Here is an 18,545-nt window from a genome sequence, read left to right as displayed (position 1 = left end):
TTAGATCGCCTCGGCGCCGGAGATGATTTCGATCAGCTCCTTCGTAATCATCGCCTGGCGGGTGCGGTTGTAGATCAATGTCTGCTTGCGGATCATGTCGCCGGCGTTGCGCGTAGCGTTGTCCATCGAGCTCATCTGCGCGCCGTAGAACGAAGCGTTGTTCTCCAGCAGAGCGCGGAAGATCTGCACCGCAAGATTGCGCGGCAGCAGGCCGTCGAGGATCTCATCCTCGGCGGGCTCGTAGTCGTAGCTCGGCGTTGGGCCGGCATCGGCCTTAGGCGCCTCGACCACCAAAGGAATGATCTGCTGGGCAGTCGGGATTTGCGCGATCACCGACTTGAAGCGCGAATAGAACAGCGTGCAGACGTCGAATTCGCCAGTATTGAAGAGTTCGAGAACCTTCTTGGCGATGTCGTTGGCATTGACGAAGCCAAGCTGACGCACCGAACGCAATTCGAGATGACCGACGATCTGCTTGTCGAAATTACGGCGCAGTTGCTCGTAGCCCTTGCGACCAACGCAGAAGAATTTGACCGTCTTGCCCTGGTTCATCAGCGCCAGTGCGCGTTCGCGCGCCAGACGGACGATCGAGGAATTGAAAGCACCGCACAGGCCACGCTCGCCGGTGCAGACCAGCAGCAGATGAACTTGATCCTTGCCGGTGCCGACGAGCAGCGCCGGGCCGGAGCCTGCCGTTGTAGCGCCGGCAATGCTGGCGATCACGGTATCCATCTTCTCGGCGTAAGGACGTGCAGCTTCGGCAGCGGTCTGCGCACGACGCAGCTTCGACGCTGCGACCATCTGCATCGCCTTGGTGATCTTCTGCGTCGCCTTGGTCGAGGCGATGCGGACGCGCATGTCTTTAAGTGAGGCCATTCTCAGTCCACCCCGGCGATCTGGCCGTTTGGCCGATCGCGAACCTCTCGTTCGAAACGCCCGACCTCGTGCCGGACATCAACGCGAATGGCCGGCGGGAGCCGGCCATTCATTGACAGTATTAAGCAGCGTAGGTCTTCGCGAAGCCTTCGACGACGGCCTTGAGCTGGGCGGCGACGTCATCCTTGAGATCGCGGCTGTCGCGGATCGCGTTGAGGATCTCAACGTTCTTGCCGCGCAGCAGCGACAGAAGACCGTCTTCGAAGCCCCGAACCTTGGCGATCGGCAGAGTGTCGAGATAGCCGTTGGTGCCGGCCCAGATCACGCAAACCTGCTCTTCCATCTTCAGCGGCGAGAACTGCGGCTGCTTCAGGAGTTCGGTCAGACGCGCGCCGCGGTTCAGCAGGCGCTGGGTCGACGCGTCGAGGTCCGAGCCGAACTGCGCAAAGGCCGCCATTTCGCGGTACTGCGCGAGCTCACCCTTGATCTTGCCGGCGACCTTCTTCATCGCCTTGGTCTGCGCGGCGGAGCCGACGCGCGACACGGACAGACCGACGTTCACGGCAGGACGGATGCCCTGGAAGAACAGGTCGGTTTCAAGGAAGATCTGACCGTCGGTGATCGAAATCACGTTGGTCGGAATGTAGGCGGACACGTCGTTGGCCTGGGTTTCGATGACCGGCAGCGCCGTCAGCGAACCATTGCCCTGGGAATCATTGAGCTTCGCAGCGCGTTCGAGCAGACGCGAGTGAAGATAGAACACGTCGCCCGGATAGGCTTCGCGGCCTGGCGGACGGCGCAGCAGCAGCGACATCTGGCGGTAAGCAACGGCCTGCTTCGAAAGATCGTCATAGATGATGACGGCGTGCATGCCGTTGTCGCGGAAGAATTCGCCGATCGTGCAGCCGGTGAACGGCGCGATGTACTGCATCGGAGCCGGATCTGAAGCGGTCGCGGCGACGACGACGGAGTATTCCATCGCGCCCTGCTCTTCGAGCACCTTCACGAATTGGGCGACGGTCGAACGCTTCTGACCAACGGCGACGTACACGCAGTACAGCTTCTGGCTCTCGGGAGCGCCAGCAACGTTCAGCGACTTCTGGTTAAGAATGGTGTCGAGCGCGATTGCGGTCTTGCCGGTCTGACGGTCACCGATGATCAGCTCGCGCTGGCCACGGCCGACCGGGATCAAAGCGTCGACCGACTTCAGGCCGGTTGCCATCGGCTCGTTGACCGACTTGCGCGGAATGATGCCCGGTGCCTTGACGTCGACGCGCATACGCTTGTCGGCCTGGATCGGACCCTTGCCATCGATCGGATTGCCGAGCGCGTCGACCACGCGGCCGAGGAGACCCTTGCCAACCGGCGCGTCCACGATCGAACGGGTGCGCTTAACAGTCTGGCCTTCCTTAATTTCGCGGTCAGCGCCGAAAATAACGACGCCGACGTTGTCGGTTTCGAGGTTCAGCGCCATACCGCGCGTGCCGTTCTCGAATTCGACCATTTCACCAGCCTGAACATTGTCGAGGCCGTAGACGCGGGCAATGCCGTCGCCGACGGACAACACCTGTCCAACTTCGGAAACTTCAGCTTCCTGGCCGAAATTCTTGATCTGGTCTTTGAGGATCGCGGAAATTTCTGCGGCGCGGATGTCCATCAGCCTGCCTCTTTCATCGAGTGCTTGATCGAGTTGAGTTTGGTGCGAAGCGAGCTGTCCACCATGCGGCTGCCGAGCTTGACGACAAGCCCGCCGATGATGGACGGATCGACTTTCACGTTGAGCGCGACGTCCTTGCCCGTCACTGACTTCAGCGCGGTCTTGAGAGCGTCGAGATTCTTGTCACTGAGCGGCTCGGCGACGGTGACGTCAGCCGTAGCTTCGCCCTTAAACTTGGCGACCAGCGCATTGAAGCCGCGCGCCACGTCACCAATGGCGAACAGGCGGCGGTTGGCGGTGAGGACCTTGAGGAAGTTGGCGGTGATGCCGGTAATTCCGGCTTTCTCCAGAACCGAAGCGAGGGCCTTGCCCTGAATCTCGGCAGAGAACACCGGGCTGCGAACCAGTCGCGCCAAGTCGGCGCTGTCGGCCAGCATCGCTGCGAATTTGTCGAGATCGGCCTTCACCGCATCGACGGACTTTTCGTCACGCGCCAGCTCAAACAGAGCCGTTGCATAACGACCGGACATTCCCGAAACCGACGGATCTTGTGTTGCCACGAATTGCGCTCTTCAGGCTGTCAAACTCGCAAGGGAATAACTATCGCCTGAATGTGGCGCCTAGCGATCCAAGTCCTTGGAATTCAAGCGGGACTTCGATTTTTAGGTCACAACAAAATGTCGTGACCCGTTCAAATCGCGGCTTTGCTAACATAGCCCGCGCGCTGGTGCAACGCGACGAAAGCGTTTGATGATGCCTTGTCGCAGGCCCTCGCAAAGAATCATTTCAGGGAGATGTGACGCGCCAATCGAGTCGCTGACGGAGTGTTTCATCGTCCATCTCCGAGGCGGAATTTCTTATTCCGCATGACGGTACACGGTGCCGATTCTTTTGAATCACGCAACGTCGAGTGCCGTGAGTCGGCAATTGAAATCGCGGCGGGCAGCGCGGCGTGCGCGTTTCATGTCACCGTTTCGGACTGCTTAACATTTACTTACCGAATGCTATCCATGCACGGCGATCACTTAGCTATTCAGTATAATTATGTAATATGCAGTATATTTAATAGTTAAAAATTCATTAAAACGGCTCATTAGGCATGTTCTGTTCCATCACAAGATATTTCATCTGGTCATGGAACGATTGCGTTGCCTATTTTACGCCTCATTACGTCGTCAAACGCTCAGCCAATGAAATTGGGACGGGGGTCCACTTGCCACATTTGTGGCAATACTGTCTGAGGGACAACAACTTATGCTGCGTTACGGAAAATCGACGCTGGGCGCTATCGCCCGGCCGCGTACGGCAATCGCTGTCATGACTGCCGCTCTTGTTCTCGGGGGAACGGTTTCTGAGGCTTCGGCCAAATCCCGCCACCATCGCCATCACCACAAGCACCATCACGTCGCCAAGGCTTCGCCGTCGCTGTTCGATGCCAATGCGTCGATCGCGCCGACCACCGGCGGCCGCAGCTTCTCTGGCGTTGCGTCCTATTACGGCAATGAGTCCGGCAGCCGCACCGCGTCGGGTCAGCGCTTCAATCAGAATGCGATGACCGCCGCGCATCGTTCGCTGCCGTTCGGCACCAAGCTGCGCGTGACCCATGGCGGTCGCAGCGTTGTCGTCACCGTCAATGATCGCGGACCATTCATCCGTGGCCGCGTACTCGACCTGTCGAAAGGCGCAGCGAGCGCGATCGGTTTGACTGGGCGTGGCGTCGGCCGCGTCGTTGCGGAAGTCATGTAAGCAAGACAAACGCGTCGCGTCCCTGATCTTCCAAGTTCAGTAGCGTTGTGTGTGTATTGAGTAGAGTAAGCGTTGAGTAAAAGAGCCTGCTGTCATCAAAAGACAGCAGGCTTTTTCTGTTTTTGCGTTGTCAATTCACACCGTCATTCCAGGTTCGCTCACAAGAGTGAGCCTTCCGGAATGACGAAGCTCAAAGAAAGCTCTGCGGATCGACATCGACTTCGAGCTTTAGGTTGCCTGTAGGCTTTGGGCCGTGCGCCAGCCAGTCGCGGAGATAGTGCGACAGGTCGACATTGCGCGCCGACTTCACCAGCAGTCGGAAGCGATAGCGACCTTTGATCACGGCGAGCGGTGCTTCGGCGGGGCCGAGCACCATGATGCGCTCGTCGATCGGCGCCACGGCGGCGAGCTTGCGCGCGTAGCCCTCCGTGGTTGGCCGGTCGCCGCCTGAGATGATCAGGCTCGCCAGCCGTCCGAAGGGCGGATAGCCCGCGCGCTCGCGCGCCTCGATCTCGCTGGCATAAAACGCTTCGCGATCGTTTGCGATCAACGCCTTCATCACCGGATGTTCCGGCTGATGGGTCTGCAGATAGCCGACGCCGCGGCCCTGTTCACGTCCGGCGCGGCCGATGACCTGATTGAGCATCTGATAGGTGCGCTCCGCGGCGCGCGGATCGCCATTACCGAGGCCCAGATCGGCGTCGATGACGCCGACCAGATTGAGCCGCGGGAAGTTATGACCCTTGGCCACGAGTTGCGTGCCGATGATGACATCGACACGGCCTTCGGCGATTTCGGCCAGTTCCGTGCGCATCGCATCGATCGACGTAATAAGGTCGCTCGACAGCACCATGGTGCGTGCATCCGGAAACAGGCTCGCCGCTTCCTCCTGCAAGCGCTCGACGCCCGGGCCGACGGCGACCAGCGATTCTTCGGCCTGGCAATGCGGGCATTGATGCGGGCGATGCATCGAGAAACCGCAGTGGTGACAGACAAGCCGCTGGCGAAAGCGATGATCGACCAGCCAGGCATCGCAGATGGTGCAGGCAAACCGGTGTCCGCAGCCGCGGCATAACGTCAGCGGCGCATAGCCGCGGCGATTGAGGAACAGCAGCGCCTGTTCCTTGCGCTCGATGGCGATCTGGATTTTCTCGGCGAGGCGCGGCGCGATGAAGCGGCCGCGCATCGGGCCTTCGCGGCGCAGGTCGATGGCTTCGATATGCGGCATGTGCTGGCCGCCGAAGCGCGATGGCAGAGCGATGCGCTGATAGCGCCCCTTGCGCGCGTTGACCTCGGACTCGACCGATGGCGTGGCAGAAGCGAGCACGATGGGGATCTTCGCAATCGATGCGCGCACCACCGCCATATCGCGGGCGTGGTAATGCGCGCCTTCGTCCTGCTTGTAGGCTTGGTCATGTTCCTCATCGACGATGATCAGGCCGAGTTTCGCGTAAGGCAGAAACAGCGCCGAACGCGCACCGACGATGACATGGGCCTCGCCATTGGCGATCGACGCCCAGTTGCGCGCGCGGGTGCGCGGTGTCAGTTCGGAATGCCACTCCAGCGGCCGCACGCCGAAGCGTTTTGAGAAGCGCTCGAGGAATTGCCCCGTCAGCGCTATTTCGGGCATCAGGATCAGCACCTGTTCGCCGCGCTTGATCACCTCGGCAACCGCCTCGAAATACACCTCGGTCTTGCCGGAGCCGGTGACACCGTCGAGCAGGGCGGCGTGAAAATCTCCCTTGGCGGCGAAGGTCCGCATCGCTTCGGCCGCGACGGCCTGGTCATCTGAAAAGTCCGGTTCGGCGAAGGTGGGATCAGGCGCTGGCGGCGGCAGCGCGCGGGGCATGGCTTCAATAGCAAGCGTGCCTTCGTCGACGAGGCCGTCGATTACGCCAGCGCTGACGCCGGCCTCCTTGGCTGCCTCAGACTTCGCATGCAGCAGGCCGTCCGACAGGATCTCGATCAGCCGTGCGCGTGCCGAGGTCATGCGCTTGGGCACTTCGCCGACCAGGCGGACGCCCATGCGCGCCCGCTCCGGGCCGAGATGCTCGCCCATCCGCAGCGTCATCTTCATGACCATGCCGCGTGCGGACAAAGTGTAATTCGCCACCCAGTCGACCAGGCTGCGCAATTCCTGCTTCAGCGGGGGGACATCGAATTTTTCGCCAACCTCTTTCAGGCGGTTGTGCAGGCGGGGGTCGGGATTGGCATTTTCTGCCCAGACCACGCCGATCACCTCGCGGGCGCCGAGTGGCACGCTGACGACATCGCCGGGCTGCAGATCGAGGCCACGAGGCACGCGATATGAATAAGCCTGGTTCAGCGCGACCGGCACCAGCACGTCAACGACGCCAGACGATGTTTTGGTGCGCGCAGCTTCGTCCATCGGCGGAATCAGACTCGAAATGGGGTATCCGCTAACCTAAGCTCGCGGTGCGGGCCGGACCAGTGCCGGCCGTGTGGCCCGGTCTTATGACCGATGGGCCGCCACGACAATGAAACAAAAACAATAAGCCAAAGGGAGACCCTTCATGGGCCACAGGCTCGCCGGGGCAATCGCCTCATTCGTCATGTTTTCCGCCGTCGTGATACCCGCGCTGGCGCAGGACCGGATGCCGCCGATCCCGGCCGACAAATACACCGACGCGCAGAAGAAAGCTGCCGAGGAGTTCTCCGGCGGCCGGGGCTATGAAGTCCGAGGCCCCTTCGTGCCGCTAATTCGCAGCCCGGAAGTGATGCTCCGCGCCAAGGCGATGGGCGATCATCTCAGGTTCAAAAGCGTACTGGCGCCGCGGCTCAGCGAAATGATCATCCTGATCACCGCACGCGAATGGACCCAGCAATATGAGTGGGTTGCGCATCATGACATCGCGATCAAAGCCGGCCTGCGCAACGACATCGCCGATGCGATTGCCGATGGCCGGCGTCCTGTTGGCATGGCCGAGGACGAAGAGGCCGCCTACGACATGTCGATCGAGATCCAGCGCACCAAACGCGTGAGTGATCCGACCTGGAACAAGGCCGTCGCCAAATTCGGCGAGCAGGGCGTCATCGATCTGCTCGGGATCAATGGCTATTACACCTTCCTGGCCGTGGCCATGAATGCAGCGCGAACAGGCCTCCCTGCCGGTGTCGCGGAGCCCCTGAAGCGGTTCCCGGATTGACGATGCCGGCGGTTCACCAAAGTGAAACGAGCAGGGTGTGATAATCTCCGCCCGTTCGCGTACCGCGAACTGCAAGGCATCCCGATGGCCAAGCTTTCCGACAAGAAACCAGCCGAAGCCAAATCAGGTGGGCCGGCGCCGATCGACCTCATCTGTGCGGATGCCGACGTCTCGCTGCAGATGACGCGGTGGCTGTCACATCTCCGCGCCGAGCGGCGGCTATCGCCGAAGACGCTCGAAGCCTATGCGCGCGACGTCCGGCAGTTTCTGACATTTCTCGCCGAACACTGGGGCGCGCTCGTCTCGCTGCCGCGTTTCGCCAAGCTGGAGACCAGCGATGTCCGTGCCTTCATGGCGGCGCGGCGCGGCGATGATATCGGCGGCCGCTCGCTGATGCGCGCGCTGGCCGGTCTACGGTCATTCGGTCGTTTTCTGGAGCGCGAAGGCAAGGGCAATGTCGGTGCGTTGTCCGCGATTCGCGCGCCGAAAATCGGCAAGAGCCTGCCGAAACCGTTGCAGATGGTCTCGGCCAAGCGCCTCGCCGATGCGGATGAGCGCGCGGGCGAAAATCGCGATCCGTGGATCTGGGCGCGCGACGCCGCAGTCATGGCATTGCTGTATGGTTCGGGCTTGCGTATCTCCGAAGCCCTTGGTCTGTCGCGCCGCGATGTGCCGGCACCCGGTGCCGGTGACGTACTGATCGTCAATGGCAAAGGCAACAAGACCCGCATGGTACCGGTGTTGCATAATGTGCTGGAGCTCATCGCCGACTACGCGGCGCAGTGTCCGCACCCGCTGCCTGCCGAAGGACCGATGTTTGTTGGCGCGCGGGGCGGCCCGCTCAGCCCTCGGATCATCCAGTTGACCATAGAGCGGATGCGCGGCGCGCTCGGCCTGCCCGACAGCGCCACGCCGCACGCGCTGCGCCATTCCTTTGCCACCCATCTGCTGACCCGCGGTGGTGACCTGCGCGCGATCCAGGAATTGCTCGGTCATGCCTCGCTGTCGACCACACAGATCTATACCGGCATCGACACCGAGCGGTTGTTCGAGGTCTACAAGACCGCACACCCGCGAGCGTAGGGCCAGGCAAACCCCAGCTGTAGTAGAAGTGTCATGAGCTGCCCCTTGCGAAGTCGCCGCGGTTCGGTCAAATCGACACATCGACCAACCGGAGGGGATTACGATGGGTGCGCACGAAAGTATGGAGCACGCGGAGCATGCCGAGCATGCGTCCGGCTCGAACAAGAATATTGCACTGCTGATTGCCGTGATCGCGCTGTTTCTGGCGTTCTCGGAAACCCTCGGCAAGGGCGCGCAAACCGAATCCATCAGCAAGAACGTCGAGGCATCCAACCTCTGGGCGTTCTTCCAGGCCAAAAGCATCCGCCGCACCGTCGTTCAGGCGACATCGGACCAGGCCAGGCTCAGCCTCGGCCTGATGGGTGACGATGCCGCCAAGGCCGCACTGTCCAAGCAGATCGACGACTGGAAGAAGACCGCGGATCGTTACCGCTCCGAGCCGGAGACTGGCGAAGGCTCCGAACAACTCGCCGCCCGTGCCAAGGAAGCCGAGCACGCGCGCGACCTCGCAATGGCGCGTTATCATCACTATGAAGTGGCCTCCGCCGCATTCCAGATCGGCATCGTGCTGGCGTCGGCCACGATCATCACCGGCATGATCGCGCTGGCCTGGGTATCAGGTGCACTGGCGATTGCCGGCGTCGCCTTTACCGCGATCGGCCTGTTCGCGCCGCATGCGGTTCATCTCATGTAATGACTTAAGCCGAAGCGGTCCGGCATAGCTGCAGGACCGCTTCGGCAAAGGCCTTGGGCGCTTCCTGCGGTACATTGTGGCCAACGCCCGCGATGACGCGGCGCTCATAAGGGCCCGTAAAATACTGGCCGTGATTCTCGGAATTCTTTACGGGTCCAACGCCGTCGTCAGCGCCGTGCAGAACGATAGTCGGGACATCGATCTTCGGCTGCGTCGCAAGCTGGGTCTCCAGAAAAGCATAATTCGGATCGCCAGCGATGCTGCCGGTACGGTGCATATAAGAGTGCACGACCACATCGACGAAGTCATCGTTGTCGAAGGCCGAGGCCGAGCGCTCGAATGTGGCGTCGTCGAACGCCCAGCTGGGCGACCACATCTTCCAGAGCAATTTGGCTAGTGCGTCGCGGTTCTGGATCAGGCCGTTGCGGCCGCGTTCGGTATGGAAATAATACTGATACCACTGTCGCGCTTCCTGCTCGGGAGCGGATGGTCGCGCCGCATTCGTCAGGTCCTGGATGTTGTAGCCGGTGCAACTGACGAGGCCGTGCACGCGTTCGGGCCATAGCGCAGAGACGACGCAGGCCGCGCGGCCGCCCCAGTCATAGCCGGCAACCAGGGCCTTGCCGATACGCAGCGCGTCCATCAGCTCCAGCAGATCCTGTCCGAGCGCAGCCTGTTGCCCCGAGCGGATGGTCGCGCTGGAAAGAAACCGCGTTGGCCCATAGCCACGCAGATAGGGCACGATGGTGCGGAAGCCAGCGGCGTTGATGATGTCGACCGCGTCGTCATAGCCTCTGATGTCATAGGGAAAACCATGCATCAGCAGAACGGGCAAGCCACCATCCGGTCCGCTATGTTCATAAGCAATATCGAGAAGGGGAGTTTGGATGCGTGCCAGTTCAGCCAAGTTGCTCTCCCGTTCGATCTACCGCGCCGAATGCGCCCGATGACGCAGCCGCTGTACCAGCCGCATCCAACGCGACGATGAATTGGAGCGGAACATCGCCATCGTCGCCTTGATTCTTGCAGTCACAGGCGCGACCAATTCGCCGGCCCGGCGGCGGATGTCGAGAACGAATTCGTAGAGCTTCCGAAACCAGTTCATCTGCAACAGCTTCGGCCGTGTCACATCGAAGATGAACGCAGCGACGCCGACGCCGAGAAACTTGCTGAACACGATGAGCGCGAAAGCGCTGATCCAATACTGATGCATAAGCAGCCAGGCGCCGGCCAATTTCAATGGAAATAGCAGGATCGCCGGAATAACAAACACGGCCAGCGTCAACATCGGCGACAGCCGCGCGATCCGCGCGGCCAGCCATTCCTTGAATGCGCGCAGCGGAATCGCTGCGACGATGCGCGCGACGACCGGTTCGAGATGATCCCACAGCCACGCTTCGATCAGGAAGATCAAAGCGAGGAAGAACCATAGCGGCTGCAGCACGCGTCGCATCATGGCGTTCGTCTCCCAGCCGGCGTCGCGCCGGCCGTGACTCACATATGGATAGCGCGCTTGGCTACTGCAAATGCAGCTTCCTTCACCGCCTCGGAGCGGGTCGGATGGGCATGGCAGGTGCGGGCCAGATCTTCGGCGGAACCGCCAAATTCCATCAGCACGCAGGCCTCGTGGATCATTTCGCCGACTTCGCGGCCGATCATATGTACGCCGAGCACGCGATCGGTCTTCGCATCTGCGAGAATCTTCACGAAACCATCGGTGGTCTGGTTGACCTTGGAGCGGCCATTGGCCGTGAACGGGAACTTGCCGACATTGTAAGCGATACCGGCAGCCTTGAGCTCTTCCTCGGTCTTGCCGACGGCGGCGACTTCCGGCGTGGTGTAGACGACGCCCGGGATGACGTCATAGTTCACATGACCGGCCTGGCCGGCGAGAAGCTCGGCGCAGGCAACGCCTTCGTCTTCCGCTTTGTGCGCCAGCATCGGGCCCGCGACGACGTCGCCGATAGCGTAGACGCCCTTCACGTTGCTCGAGAAGTGATGGTCGATCTTGACGCGACCGCGTTCATCGAGCTCGACACCTGCTTCCTTGAGGCCAAGCGCTTCGGTATAAGCGACGCGGCCGATCGCCACGAGAATCACGTCGGCTTCGATGGACTCGGCAGCGCCGCCCGCGGCTGGCTCGATCTGCGCCTTCAGTTTCTTACCGGACGTATCGACGCCGGTGACCTTGGCGCCGAGCTTGAAGGTCATGCCCTGCTTCTCGAGCATGCGCTGGAACTGCTTAGCGACTTCGCCATCCATGCCGGGCAGGATACGGTCGAGGAATTCCACGACGGTGACTTCGGCGCCGAGGCGGCGCCACACCGAGCCGAGTTCGAGGCCGATCACGCCGGCGCCGACCACGATCATCTTCTCCGGCACCTTGTCGAGGGACAGTGCGCCGGTCGACGACACGATGCGCTTCTCGTCGATCTCGATGCCCTTCAGCTTGGCGACGTCAGAGCCGGTAGCGATGACAATGTTCTTTGTCTCCAGCGTCTGGGCCTTGCCGTCGGCGCCGCTGACTTCGACCTTGCCGGTGCCGAGCACACGGCCGGTGCCCATCACGACGTCGATCTTGTTCTTCTTCATCAGGAATTCGACACCCTTGACGTTGCCGTCGATGCCTTGCTGCTTGAAGTTCATCAGCGCCGGAAGATCGAGCGTCGGGGCGGACACCTTGATGCCCATCTTGGCGAAGGAGTGGCCGGCTTCCTCAAAAAGTTCTGACGAATAGAGCAAAGCCTTCGAGGGCATGCAGCCGATGTTCAGGCAGGTGCCGCCCAGCGTGCTGTTCTTCTCGACGACGGCGACCTTCATGCCGAGCTGCGCCGCGCGAATCGCGCAGACATAACCGCCGGGTCCGGTGCCGATAACAACGAGGTCGTAAGAAGCCATGATGCAGTCCTGTATTGTCTTCAGATGATATGGGGCGTCAGGGCCTCAGCGGCCACCGGACACGTCGAGAATGGTGGATGTGACGTAGGAAGCCTCGTCCGACAGCAACCAGACGATAGCATTGGCAACTTCATCCGCAGTACCGACGCGCTTCATCGGGACGTTGACGGAAAGACGATGCGCGCGATCCGGCTCGCCGCCTGATGCGTGGATATCAGTATCGATCAAACCGGGCCGAATGCCGGCAACGCGAATCCCTTCGGCTGCGACTTCGTGTCCCAATCCGATGGTGAAGGAGTCGATCGCGCCTTTCGACGCGGCATAGTCGACATAGGTGTTCGGCGCGCCCAGTTTGGCGGCTACCGATGACAGATTGACGATGACGCCACCCTTGCCGCCATGCTTGGTCGACATGCGCTTCACGGCCTCGCGGGCGCAAAGAATGCTGCCGGTGACATTCACCGTCATCATGTTGGCGACGCGTTCGGCAGTCATCTGATCGACGCGGATGGAAGGGCCGACAATGCCGGCATTGTTGACCAGGGCGCCGAGAGGACCAAAGGCGTCCGCTGCCTTGAACAGCGCAAGAATGTCAGCCTCGGAGCCGACATCGCATTTCACCGCGATGGCCTTGCCGTTGGTCGCTTCGATCTTCGAAACGACCTCGTTGGCGGCGGCTTCGTTGCTGGCATAGCCGACGACGACCTTGAAGCCACGTGAGGCCGCCAGCAGCGCGGTGGAACGACCGATGCCGCGGCTTCCGCCGGTAATGATCACGACGTTGTCGCTCATGCGTCGCTCCCGGTGAGTGCGGCGTTGAAGGACCAGATGTGTCCGAACGGATCGCGAATGGTGCCGTAGCGGGCCCCCCAGAAAACATCCTGCGGCGCCATCACGACTTCTGCTCCCGATGTTTCCGCGCGGGCGATCGCGGCGTCGACATCTTCAGGCTTGGGCAGATTGATATTGATCGTCATGCCGGCGCCGCCGCGGGTCTGCGGCGACAGGATGTGGCCACCAAACTCGGGAAATTCGTCATGCAGCATAACTTCGCTGCCGAACATTTCGAGATTGGCGTGCATGACCCGCTTGCCGTCGTCGGCCATTGCGTGGAACGAACACTTCGCGCCAAGCGCCTTCTCATAGAAGGCAATGGCTTCAATCCCACCCTTGACGCAAAGGTGGGCCTGAATTGGCGGAGGGTTCGGTCCGAACGCCATGGCGACCTCGGGTTAGAGATCCAGAACGAGACGGGCCGGATCTTCCAGGCTTTCCTTGACGCGAACGAGGAATGTCACGGCTTCCTTGCCGTCGATGACGCGGTGATCGTAGGACACCGCCAGATACATCATCGGGCGGATCTCGATCTTACCGCCGACCACGACCGGACGTTCCTGGATCTTGTGCATGCCGAGGATGGCCGACTGCGGTGCGTTCAGGATCGGCGTCGACATCAGCGAACCGTAGATGCCGCCATTGGTGATGGTGAATGTGCCACCCTGCATTTCGTCGATCTTGAGCTGGCCGTCACGGGCGCGCTTGCCGAAATCCGCGATGGTTTTTTCGATGTCGGAGATCGACTTGGTATCGCAGTCGCGCACCACGGGAACGACGAGGCCCTTGTCAGTGCCGACGGCAACGCCGACGTGATAATAGTTCTTGTAGATCAGGTCGGAGCCATCGATCTCTGCGTTCACGGCCGGAATATCCTTCAACGCCTGCACGCAGGCCTTGGTGAAGAAGCCCATGAAGCCGAGCTTGGTGCCGTGCTTCTTCTCGAACACATCCTTGTACTGCGAGCGCAGCGCCATCACGTTGGTCATGTCGACCTCGTTGAAGGTCGTCAGCATCGCGGCGGTGTTCTGCACGTCCTTGAGGCGACGCGCGATGGTCTGACGCAGGCGCGTCATTTTTACGCGCTCTTCGCGGGCAGCATCGTCAGCGGGTGACGGTGCACGTACCTGCACGGCGGCGGCAGACTGATTGATCGGTGTCGGTGCCGACGCAGCCTTCTCGATCGCGGCGAGCATGTCGCCCTTGGTCACGCGGCCATCCTTGCCCGAGCCGGGGACGGTGGCGGCATCGATGCCGCTCTCGACCGAGATCTTGCGGACTGACGGCGCCAGCGGCGCATCGACGGGGGCGGACTTCTGAGCGGGAGCAGGCGCAGCAGCGGCAGGTGCAGCGGCCGGAGCCGGGGCAGCGGGCTTCGCGGGAGCTGCGGCTGGCTTGGCGCCGCCGGCACCATCGGTGATCTGGCCGAGCAGTGCGCCGACGGCAACGGTCTCGCCGTCCTTGGCAACGATCTCGCCGAGGACGCCGGCGGAGGGCGCCGGGACTTCGATGGTGACCTTGTCGGTCTCGAGTTCGACCAACGGCTCGTCAACGGCGACGGCATCGCCGGCCTTCTTGAACCAGCGGCCGATGGTGGCTTCCGTCACGGATTCGCCGAGCGTGGGAACGCGAATTTCAGTCATTGTCTATTTCCTCTTGTGGCGTGGCGACCCGCTCGGTCATTCCTGCCTGAACTTGAAATCAATGGGGATATGCGAACGCCCCGCGGGTGCGGGGCATTCGCCAACAGAATGGAGGCTTAGCCGAGCGCTTCGTCGAGGAAGGCCTTGAGCTGGGCGAGATGCTTGGACATCAGGCCGGTGGCGGTCGCTGCCGAAGCAGCGCGGCCGGCATAACGCGGACGCTTGTGGGTGGCGTTGATCTGGTTGAGCACCCATTCAAGATACGGTTCGATGAAGTGCCAGCCGCCCATGTTGCGCGGCTCTTCCTGACACCAGACGAATTCCGCACCCTTGAAGCGGGTCAACTCCTGCACCAGCGTCTTCAGCGGCACCGGATAGAGCTGCTCGATGCGCATCAGGTAGACGTCGTCGATGCCGCGCTTCTCGCGCTCCTCGTAGAGGTCATAATAGACCTTGCCGGAGCACAGCACGACGCGACGGATCTTGTTGTCGGCGGTGAGCTTGATCTTCTCGTCCGGCAGCTTCTCCGCATCGTCGAACAACACGCGATGGAACGATGTGTCGGCACCGAGTTCGCTCAGCTTCGACACCGCACGCTTGTGGCGCAGCAGCGACTTCGGCGTCATGACGATCAGCGGCTTGCGAATCTCACGCTTCAACTGACGACGCAGCATGTGGAAGTAGTTGGCCGGAGTAGTCGGATAGACCACCTGCATGTTGTCTTCGGCGCACATCTGGAGGAAACGCTCAAGGCGTGCGGAGGAATGCTCCGGGCCCTGGCCTTCATAGCCATGCGGCAGCAGGCAGACGAGGCCCGACATACGCAGCCACTTGCGTTCACCCGAGGAGATGAACTGGTCGAACAGCACCTGTGCGCCGTTGGCGAAGTCGCCGAACTGCGCTTCCCAGATGGTCAGCGCCTTCGGCTCGGCCAGCGAGTAGCCGTATTCGAATCCGAGCACGGCTTCTTCGGACAGCAGCGAGTTGATGACCTCGTAGTGACCCTGGTCGGGCTTGAGGTGGTTGAACGGCGTGTAGCGGCTTTCGTCTTCCTGGTCGAACAGCACCGAATGGCGCTGCGAGAAGGTGCCGCGCTCCGAGTCCTGGCCGGACAGCCGGACATGGTGGCCTTCTTCCATCAGGGTACAGAATGCCAGCGCCTCGCCCGTCGCCCAGTCGATGCCTTCGCCACTATCGATCGCCTTGGCGCGGGTATCGAGGAAACGTTGCACCGTGCGATGAACGCGGAAACCATCGGGCACCTTGGTGATCTTGGCGCCGATCTCTTTCAGCGTCTTGACGTCGACGCCGGTCACGCCGCGACGGGGATCTTCCTCCTGGTCGGCATATTTGAAGCCGGCCCACTTGCCGTCGAGCCAGTCAGCCTTGTTCGGCTTGTAGCCGGCGCCGGCTTCGAGTTCGGCATCGAGACGGGCGCGCCAGTCGGCCTTCGCCTTATCGACTTCGCCCTCGGTCATCACGCCATCGGCGATGATGCGCTTGGCATAGATATCCAGCGTCGACTGATGCGCGCCGATCTTCTTGTACATCACCGGCTGGGTGAACGCCGGCTCATCGCCTTCGTTATGGCCGTGGCGGCGATAGCAGAACATGTCGATGACGACAGGCTTGTGGAACTTCTGCCGGAACTCGATCGCGATCTTGGCGGCGAACACCACCGCTTCCGGATCGTCGCCGTTCACATGGAAGATCGGAGCATCGATCATCTTCGCGACGTCGGACGGATAGGGCGACGAACGGGAGTAACGCGGATAGGTGGTGAAGCCGATCTGGTTGTTGACGATGAAGTGGATCGAACCGCCGGTGCGATAGCCCTTCAGGTCCGACAGCGCGAAGCATTCCGCGACCACGCCCTGACCTGCGAAGGCCGCATCGCCATGCATCAGCAGAGGCAGCACGGAAATGCGCTGGTCTGGCGGATCACCATTCTGGTCCTGCTTGGCGCGGACCTTTCCGAGCACCACGGGATCGACGATTTCAAGATGCGACGGATTCGCCGTCAGCGACAGATGGATATTGTTGTTGTCGAACTCGCGATCCGACGAGGCGCCGAGGTGATACTTGACGTCACCCGAGCCTTCGACCTCGTCCGGATTGGCCGAGCCGCCCTTGAATTCATGGAACAGCGCGCGGTGCGGCTTACCCATCACCTGGGTCAACACATTCAGGCGACCGCGATGTGGCATGCCGACGACGATGTCACGGACACCGAGGCTGCCGCCGCGCTTGATGATCTGTTCCAGCGCCGGGATCAGTGATTCGCCACCGTCGAGGCCGAAGCGCTTGGTACCAGTGAACTTGACGTCGCAAAACTTCTCGAAGCCGTCGGCTTCGACCAGCTTCTGGAGGATGGCGCGGCGGCCTTCCGGCGTGAAGCTGATTTCCTTGTCCGGGCCTTCGATACGTTCCTGGATCCACGCCTTCTGCGCGCGGTTAGAAATGTGCATGAATTCGACGCCGAGGGTCTGGCAGTAGGTGCGCTGCAGGATCGCAACGATCTCGCGCAGCGTGCCGTATTCGAGGCCGATGACGTTATCGAGGAAGATCTTGCGGTCGTAGTCGGCATCGGTGAAGCCGTAGGAGCGCGGATCGAGCTCCTCGTGATCCTTCTGGCCTTCGATGCCCAGCGGATCGAGATTGGCGTGGAAATGGCCGCGCATGCGGAAGGCGCGGATCAGCATCAAGGCGCGTACCGAATCGCGGGTCGCCTGATTGATGTCGCCGGTCGGGGCGGCTGCACCGGGCTGCGCGGTCTTGGCGGCGAGCTTGGCACCCATCACCTTCTCGACCTGGGCCCAGTTGCCGTCCATGGCGGAGGTCAGGTCGTCCTTGGGCGTCAGCGGCCAGTTGGCCTTCTCCCAGGACGGGCCTTCGGCGTTCTTCTGAACGTCGGCGGGCGAGTCCTTCAGGCTCTTGAAGAACTCCTGCCACTCGGCATCGACCGAGGAGGGGTCCTTTTCGTAACGGGCATAGAGTTCGTCGATGTAAGTGGCGTTTGCGCCTTGCAGAAATGAGGAGAGTGCAAAGGCGGCGTTCGCGTCCTGGCGAGACATGATGGCGTCCTGATTTGGTATCGCGCGGAAATTTTAACGAGGGCTGATCCGGTTGCCGGACCATCCTAAAGTCGAGCGAGCTTCTACCCTATTTAATCCGAATGTGCGCCCTGAAAAGCACGAAGAACTGAATATTTCGTCAATTCTTTGTGCGCGAGATTTTGGCCGCTGATTTCAGTCGACGACACTGAGGTCTTCCTTGGCCAAAGCGGCAGCGCCGCCTTGCAGTCCGGCGCGCCGGGTGCGGCGGATTTTGGGCGGTCCGCAGGCCTCGTCGAGCAGGGCATTGGCGGCCATACCGGCGGCGTCCGCGACGGTCGGATCGCGGGTCACCATGGCGGCGACGATGGCGCCGTCCATCAAGAGGCCGATCTGGTGCGCGAGAAAGTCCGGCTTCTTGGCGCCGGCGGCCTCAGCCAGTCCGGAGATGTGCTTGAGAATGAACGATTTGTGCCGGATCGTGATGTCGCGCAGCCGGGTCTCGTCCTTGGAGTGCTCGCCGACTGCATTGATGAAAACACAGCCATAATAGGTCTCTTCGGCAAACCAGCTCTTCAGCGCGGGGAAGATCGAATCCAGCTTTTCACGCGGGGTTTTGGCGCGTTCCACGGCTGCAATGAACCAGCCGCGCCAAGCCTCGCTTTCCGCCTTGAGCACGGCGTCGACGAGATCGTCCTTCGATTTGAAGTTCTTGTAGAGCGTGGTTTTGGCCGTGCCAGCCTCACTGACGATGGCGTCGATGCCGGTGGCATTGATGCCATTCTTGCAGAACAGCCTTGTTGCCGCGTCCATCAGCCGCTCCCGCGGCGTTACCTGCGGAACATTGCTTTCGACAGCCTGCGGCATCGCATCAGTCATGCCCTGTCATATGTC

Annotated in this window: 16 protein-coding genes; 4 read left to right on the top strand and 12 right to left on the bottom strand. The window is 61.4% G+C overall.

Translation table 11 applies throughout. The features are described 5' to 3' along the window. The 3 genes from AB8A50_RS20850 to AB8A50_RS20840 all read right to left on the bottom strand — a co-directional run bounded on the left by AB8A50_RS20850 (window position 1) and on the right by AB8A50_RS20840 (window position 3,093). Window positions 1–876 (bottom strand): F0F1 ATP synthase subunit gamma, encoded by an 876-nt coding sequence (locus AB8A50_RS20850; RefSeq protein WP_068730146.1) that lies wholly within the window; start codon window positions 874–876, stop codon window positions 1–3. Window positions 877–997: 121 nt separating this feature from the next. After that, on the bottom strand, window positions 998–2,533 hold the full coding sequence (gene atpA, locus AB8A50_RS20845; RefSeq protein ID WP_068730144.1) for a F0F1 ATP synthase subunit alpha: 1,536 nt from the start codon (window positions 2,531–2,533) through the stop codon (window positions 998–1,000). Beyond that, a complete protein-coding gene (locus AB8A50_RS20840) occupies window positions 2,533–3,093 on the bottom strand; it encodes a F0F1 ATP synthase subunit delta (protein ID WP_089263247.1) in 561 nt (186 codons plus the stop codon). The genes atpA and AB8A50_RS20840 overlap by 1 nt, the downstream gene beginning before the upstream one ends. A gap of 694 nt (window positions 3,094–3,787) precedes the next feature. On the opposite strand from AB8A50_RS20840, the gene AB8A50_RS20835 reads away from it, so the two are divergent. Then, window positions 3,788–4,279, top strand: a complete 492-nt coding sequence (locus AB8A50_RS20835) for a septal ring lytic transglycosylase RlpA family protein (protein WP_175369293.1) — start codon at window positions 3,788–3,790, stop codon at window positions 4,277–4,279. A 190-nt stretch (window positions 4,280–4,469) separates the two neighbouring features. On the opposite strand, the gene AB8A50_RS20830 is transcribed toward AB8A50_RS20835, so the two are convergent. Then, the gene (locus AB8A50_RS20830) at window positions 4,470–6,668 is read right to left on the bottom strand and encodes a primosomal protein N' (RefSeq protein ID WP_439078782.1); all 2,199 of its coding nucleotides are present in this window, start codon (window positions 6,666–6,668) and stop codon (window positions 4,470–4,472) included. Window positions 6,669–6,813: 145 nt separating this feature from the next. Between AB8A50_RS20830 and AB8A50_RS20825 the strand changes: the two genes are divergently transcribed. The 3 genes from AB8A50_RS20825 to AB8A50_RS20815 all read left to right on the top strand — a co-directional run bounded on the left by AB8A50_RS20825 (window position 6,814) and on the right by AB8A50_RS20815 (window position 9,223). Further along, on the top strand, window positions 6,814–7,446 hold the full coding sequence (locus AB8A50_RS20825; RefSeq protein WP_439078781.1) for a carboxymuconolactone decarboxylase family protein: 633 nt from the start codon (window positions 6,814–6,816) through the stop codon (window positions 7,444–7,446). Window positions 7,447–7,530: 84 nt separating this feature from the next. After that, window positions 7,531–8,529, top strand: coding sequence for a tyrosine recombinase XerC (locus AB8A50_RS20820; protein ID WP_439078780.1), 999 nt, complete (start codon window positions 7,531–7,533; stop codon window positions 8,527–8,529). Between the two features lie 103 nt (window positions 8,530–8,632). Next, the gene (locus AB8A50_RS20815; protein ID WP_068730131.1) at window positions 8,633–9,223 is read left to right on the top strand and encodes a DUF4337 domain-containing protein; all 591 of its coding nucleotides are present in this window, start codon (window positions 8,633–8,635) and stop codon (window positions 9,221–9,223) included. A gap of 4 nt (window positions 9,224–9,227) precedes the next feature. Here the strand turns inward: AB8A50_RS20815 and AB8A50_RS20810 are convergent, their stop codons facing one another. The 8 genes from AB8A50_RS20810 to AB8A50_RS20775 form a co-directional block, all read right to left on the bottom strand. Then, window positions 9,228–10,121 carry an alpha/beta fold hydrolase gene (locus AB8A50_RS20810; RefSeq protein ID WP_439080011.1) on the bottom strand — a complete coding sequence of 298 codons (894 nt, stop codon included), beginning with the start codon at window positions 10,119–10,121 and terminating at the stop codon, window positions 9,228–9,230. 27 nt (window positions 10,122–10,148) lie between these two features. Beyond that, window positions 10,149–10,679: a hypothetical protein gene (locus AB8A50_RS20805; RefSeq protein WP_089263684.1), complete on the bottom strand. Its 531-nt coding sequence runs from the start codon at window positions 10,677–10,679 to the stop codon at window positions 10,149–10,151. Between the two features lie 38 nt (window positions 10,680–10,717). After that, window positions 10,718–12,121, bottom strand: a complete 1,404-nt coding sequence (lpdA, locus tag AB8A50_RS20800; protein ID WP_309941714.1) for a dihydrolipoyl dehydrogenase — start codon at window positions 12,119–12,121, stop codon at window positions 10,718–10,720. Window positions 12,122–12,166: 45 nt separating this feature from the next. Then, window positions 12,167–12,913 carry an SDR family oxidoreductase gene (locus tag AB8A50_RS20795; protein ID WP_439078779.1) on the bottom strand — a complete coding sequence of 249 codons (747 nt, stop codon included), beginning with the start codon at window positions 12,911–12,913 and terminating at the stop codon, window positions 12,167–12,169. Next, the gene (locus AB8A50_RS20790) at window positions 12,910–13,341 is read right to left on the bottom strand and encodes a VOC family protein (RefSeq protein WP_309941718.1); all 432 of its coding nucleotides are present in this window, start codon (window positions 13,339–13,341) and stop codon (window positions 12,910–12,912) included. Before AB8A50_RS20790 ends, AB8A50_RS20795 begins: the two co-directional genes overlap by 4 nt. Before the next feature lie 12 nt (window positions 13,342–13,353). Beyond that, window positions 13,354–14,598, bottom strand: a complete 1,245-nt coding sequence (odhB, locus tag AB8A50_RS20785; RefSeq protein WP_309941720.1) for a 2-oxoglutarate dehydrogenase complex dihydrolipoyllysine-residue succinyltransferase — start codon at window positions 14,596–14,598, stop codon at window positions 13,354–13,356. A 116-nt stretch (window positions 14,599–14,714) separates the two neighbouring features. Then, complete coding sequence (locus AB8A50_RS20780) at window positions 14,715–17,672, bottom strand: 2-oxoglutarate dehydrogenase E1 component (protein WP_093757752.1); 2,958 nt, start codon at window positions 17,670–17,672, stop codon at window positions 14,715–14,717. 174 nt (window positions 17,673–17,846) lie between these two features. After that, window positions 17,847–18,530 carry a TetR/AcrR family transcriptional regulator gene (locus tag AB8A50_RS20775; RefSeq protein ID WP_315839853.1) on the bottom strand — a complete coding sequence of 228 codons (684 nt, stop codon included), beginning with the start codon at window positions 18,528–18,530 and terminating at the stop codon, window positions 17,847–17,849. Window positions 18,531–18,545 lie beyond the last annotated feature (15 nt).

The organism is Tardiphaga sp. 841_E9_N1_2, from assembly GCF_051811065.1.
In the GTDB taxonomy this organism is placed as follows: Bacteria; Pseudomonadota; Alphaproteobacteria; order Rhizobiales; family Xanthobacteraceae; genus Tardiphaga; species Tardiphaga robiniae.
Note: the sequence above shows the minus strand (reverse complement) of the source record. Positions and strands in the feature narration are given on the sequence as shown.